Raw genomic sequence first — 4,631 nt, forward strand, 5'->3', positions numbered from 1 at the left:
AGAAGCTCTGGGTGAAAACGTTAAAGTAGATGTATTAACAGATGGTAATGTACTTATCCAAACTCCTGGTGATTTTGTGTACACAACAGGAGGAAGTGGAGCGGCTCATACAGTGAGAAGCGTAGTGTTTGACACTTATGAAATGGAATTTAGTGCTGAAGGTGCAACTACAACTACTGATGATAATGCAGTAGATACTAAAACAGAAGGAGACTCTATCAATTTAGTCGGAAATAGTAATTATGCCACAGGTGTGATGGGCAATCGTAGGAATGCTGTTTACTACGTTAATGCAAGCTCTGGTGAAGATGGAAAAGGTGGAAAATTTGTGGCTAAAAACGGCCTATTTGATGTTAATGTAATGTCTAATGAAGCTGCAGCTCTAGCAAGAGTCCAAATTGAAGCTGCTATTGTTCAGGTTAACGAACTAAGAAGCGTTCTTGCTGCAATGCAACACCAAGCTGAATCTCTCATCAATCAAAGAATGGAAGAATCTGTAGCTGCTGAAGCCCAAGTTTCTCATATCGTTGACACAGATTACGCTAAGGAACTTGCACAATTCACAAAGCAGCAGATTGCCCAGCAGGCAGGCGTCAACATGCTGGCACAGAAGCGTCAGATGGCACAGCTCATCACCCAGCTTCTCAGGTAATTCTGCTATGTTCTTTGTCAATCAGAGGGGGGCTTTTGCCCCCTTAATTTTTTTCTGTGAATAACGATTTTTAAGCTACACGAAAAACTTGATTAAATAAAGGAGGGCTCAGTGATTACTCCTCCGGAAGGGTTGACTTTCTTCTCCAATATAGATTTTCAAAAAATTTTGGACAAGCAAAAAGAGGTTCTCTCTAAGGTTAAGCTAAAGTCCATAGAAGATAAAGCTAATGAGATTCAAAAGAAAAATAAGGCTATTCTTGAAATACAACAGGTTCTTTTAGACTTCCAAACAAGTATTAGGTCCTTCTTTGAAGAGGTAGACTTTTACAAGGCCGAAGTTTCTAACGAAGAAGCCTTAAACGTAAGAGTCAGGAACAATGCTCAAAAAGGAACTTATTACTTAGAAGTGAAAGAAACAGCTCATACTCAGCAAATCTTATCAAATGATAAAGTAAAACTTACAGATGTTGTGGTTTCGGCCGGAAAAACATTTAAAGTAACGTTAGCTTTGGATGCTAAGGAAGGAAGCTACTCAAATACCAAAACTATATCAATTACAGCCTCAAATGACATGACGCTTGATGAACTAATAGAAGCTATAAACCAGAAAGCTTTAGATGAAGGAATTCCTGTAATTGCATCTAAAGTTAAAGTAGAGGAAGATAAGTACAGCCTTATGTTGGCCACCACAAAAACCGGAGCTAAGTACAAGTTTGTGAAGATTGAAAATACCGATTCTGCAGGACATTTTGGCGGTTTTGAAGATAGTAATGTTGATGGTGTGGATAATAATAGTAAGTATACAACCGTTCAGAACTCTACAGATGCAGTTATAAAACTGGGAAGTGTGGAAATTAAAAACTCTTCCAATGAATTCAAGGAAATTTTTCCCGGAGTTGATATAACTGTAAAGGAAAAAACAACCTCTTCCGTCAAGATTACGATAGACGACAATAAGGAAGGAGTAAGAGAAAAAATTAAAAAACTGGTTGAAACTTACAATAAAGTTATAGACTCTTTGAACAAATACGATTACTACGACGAGGTCACAGGAAATACCGGCCCTTTGTTCGGGGAATCAGTCATTTCCATGATAAGGGCTAACCTCCTTGACATAATTGGAAGTAATGCCGTAGTTGAAGAAAATTCCGATTTAGAAGGATTCAGAAATATTTTTCAGGTAGGAGTATATCTCGGTACTGACGGGAAACTACACATCAGAGATTACGAACTTGACTATATTCTTTCGACGGAATTTGACAAAGTAAAAACATTGTTTAGGACCAACGATAGGTGGATTTCTGCAAAAGGAGTTGACGAGTCCGACTTAGGAACGGAATCTGTTCTTGATGCCGGCGGTAAGTTTTCGGTTATGATAGGTGCACTTAAGCTTACTATAGTGGCTTCAAAAGATTATACTCTTCCAGAACTTGTCAGAGCAATAAATGAAGAGGCCGAGAAAAAGGCTATTCCTATAAAAGCCTCTGTAGTAAGAGTGGAAGAGGGAGGAGATTATGTGTATAAACTCCTTTTGGAGGGCACGAAAAGTGGAGAAGATTACAGGATAAAATGGGTAGAGAGTGATTCGGCCGTTCTCTACGATATTCTTGATGGCGATGCTACAGGTAGTTACGACGAAGACGACGGAAGCCTTAAGATGGTTCCCGGTTACAAAGATTTGGATTCCGCAGTAGAGGTTATGGTAAAGAGGATAGACTCCCTTTTAAATGGCCGTAACGGCATAATTAACCTTATTCAAGATAGATACCAAGCTCAGCTTGATATTTTGAAAACCCAATATGAACGTGCTCAAAAGGAGATAGACAGGGAAATTGAAAGGATGAAAGAAGAATTCCTAAGGTTAGAAAAGATAAAAGCAGAAATGCTCTCCATTCAGAATACCCTCAAGAGCTACTTTAAAGTAGGAGAGAAAAATGATTAACCCTAACAACGTGTACGGTAAATATCAAACTGCTACTTTAACTCCCGAAGAAGCAGTTCTCAGACTTCATGAGAAGCTCCTTGAAAGGATGGAAACTATAGAGAAAGCTATCAAAACTATACAATCTCTTGAGCCCAAAGACTTTGAAAAGAAAAAAGAAAATTTAGAGTTGATTTCTAAAGAACTAGAACTGATACTTGAAAGTGTAGATGCAATAAAGGGTATGCTCAGCGAGGAAACTCCGGAAGAGCTGAAGAAAAAGTTAGAATCGGTTTACAACATTTTTAAAGTTACTGTAATCGTCGCCTGTTACCACGAAGATACCAAAAAACTTAACGAAGCGAGGAAAATTTTGCTTCCTTTGTACGAAGGTTGGAAGGAATACGTTGAAAAAAGCTAAGGTTTGTAGGTTTTGTTAACTTTGCTTTTTAACTTTATTTTATCTAACCTATCTTTTAGGATGAAGCTTCTAGCTTCAATAATTTCTAAAGCTTTAGTAAATGCCATAAACCCTTCAAAGGTTGGAAGCTTTCCTTGTTTAATTTCGGATTTTATTTCTTCCAAAAGTGTTTTAAGTTTTTGATAATCCATTTTGTTCTTTCTTACTTCTTCTAAAAGTTGCTCATAAGGATTCATCTTACAAATTCCGGTATCTGTGTCCAAATTTCTTTTGTAAAGTCTGAGACGGAGATTAAAAACCAGTTTGAAAGAAAGTACATTATTAGAAGGGCTAAAAGCAGTTTGGGAACAAAGGTTAAGGTCATCTCGTTTATTTGGGTTGCCGCTTGAAAAATGCTTATGACTATACCTATTACAAATATAGCTGCAAGCACCGGAGAAGTTAGAAGAAAGGCCAGCTCTAAGGTTCTCTTTATTAGGTCTGCGGCAATATCAATATCCACCGTTCTTGCCCTGCTATAATTTATTTTACTATTTTTAATTTTAACACTTTTAACACTTGCAAGGGACGTCGTGAACACACAGGCAGAAAAGTATAGTCTTAACTGGAAAACATTAGCCCCCGAATTTCTCATCATAGGCGGTGTTGTTTCTATCGTCATTTTAATGGTCATTCCCATTCCCGCCTTCTTGGTTGATTTCTTGATAGCCCTGAGTGTTTCTTTTTCTCTTATGTTGCTCATTACCAGCATGTACATTAAGAATCCCCTTGAGTTCTCTATATTCCCCACTCTTTTGTTGGTGGCTACGTTGTTTAGACTTTCTTTGAACGTTACAACGACAAAGAGAATACTCCTTTACGGAGACCAAGGTCCAGAGGCGGCGGGGAAAATAATAAAAACTTTCGGACAATTTGTTGTTGGAGGAAACTTTGTAGTAGGAATTATCATCTTTCTTATCTTGGTAATAATTAACTTCGTGGTTATTGTAAAAGGTTCTGAAAGGGTTGCTGAAGTAGCAGCAAGGTTCACTCTTGATGCCATGCCGGGAAAGCAGATGAGCATAGACGCAGACCTCAGTGCCGGTCTTATAACAGAAGAGGAGGCCAAAAAGAGGAGACAGGAAATAATCAAGGAAGCTGACTTTTACGGGGCTATGGACGGTGCAAGTAAATTTGTTAAAGGAGACGCCATAGCTGGTCTTATTATAACTGCGATAAACATCATAGGCGGTATCGCTATCGGGGTTCTTCAAAAGCATCTTCCAATATCTGAAGCACTTTCCACCTATACGATTCTTACTGTTGGTGATGGTCTTTCAAGCCAAATACCTTCCCTTTTAACTGCGACAGCAACCGGAGTTATAGTTACAAGGGCCGCATCCGAAACAAACTTCGGAAGGGACTTTCTAACTCAATTCTCAAGATACCCCAAGACTTTAATCTTGACGGGAATGTTCTTGGCTCTCTTAGGAGTCGTTCCCGGATTTCCAGCCTTTGTTTTTGTTCCTCTAGGGGCGTCACTAATATTAACGGGATACCGTCTTTCAAAAAAGGCAGAGGAAGAATACAGAAGAACTTTAATGCTTGAGGAGCTCAAGAAGAAGGAAGAAGCCGAGAAGAAGGAAGAGAGTGAAG

General features: G+C 38.7%; 6 protein-coding genes. 4 read left to right on the top strand and 2 right to left on the bottom strand.

The window, feature by feature from the left end:
* The 3 genes from ABGX27_09125 to ABGX27_09135 all read left to right on the top strand — a co-directional run.
* Positions 1-652, top strand: a 652-nt coding sequence (locus ABGX27_09125; protein ID MEO2069650.1) for a flagellin, incomplete at its 5' end; no start/stop codon positions are given.
* A gap of 111 nt (positions 653-763) precedes the next feature.
* Positions 764-2,596 (top strand): flagellar filament capping protein FliD, encoded by a 1,833-nt coding sequence (gene fliD, locus ABGX27_09130; protein MEO2069651.1) that lies wholly within the window; start codon positions 764-766, stop codon positions 2,594-2,596.
* Complete coding sequence (locus tag ABGX27_09135; GenBank protein MEO2069652.1) at positions 2,589-2,996, top strand: flagellar protein FliS; 408 nt, start codon at positions 2,589-2,591, stop codon at positions 2,994-2,996. Before fliD ends, ABGX27_09135 begins: the two co-directional genes overlap by 8 nt.
* On the opposite strand, the gene ABGX27_09140 is transcribed toward ABGX27_09135, so the two are convergent.
* Together ABGX27_09140 and ABGX27_09145 are read right to left on the bottom strand one after the other, a co-directional pair.
* Positions 2,993-3,232, bottom strand: a complete 240-nt coding sequence (locus ABGX27_09140) for a hypothetical protein (GenBank protein ID MEO2069653.1) — start codon at positions 3,230-3,232, stop codon at positions 2,993-2,995. The genes ABGX27_09135 and ABGX27_09140 overlap by 4 nt on opposite strands.
* Positions 3,229-3,675: a flagellar biosynthetic protein FliQ gene (locus ABGX27_09145; protein ID MEO2069654.1), complete on the bottom strand. Its 447-nt coding sequence runs from the start codon at positions 3,673-3,675 to the stop codon at positions 3,229-3,231. Before ABGX27_09145 ends, ABGX27_09140 begins: the two co-directional genes overlap by 4 nt.
* Between ABGX27_09145 and ABGX27_09150 the strand changes: the two genes are divergently transcribed.
* Positions 3,569-4,631: flagellar biosynthesis protein FlhA (locus ABGX27_09150; GenBank protein ID MEO2069655.1), on the top strand; the 1,063-nt coding region annotated here is incomplete at its 3' end. The two genes, ABGX27_09145 and ABGX27_09150, sit on opposite strands and share 107 nt — an antisense overlap.

It is taken from the genome of Desulfurobacteriaceae bacterium (genome assembly GCA_039832905.1).
Classification (GTDB): Bacteria; Aquificota; Aquificia; order Desulfurobacteriales; family Desulfurobacteriaceae; genus Desulfurobacterium.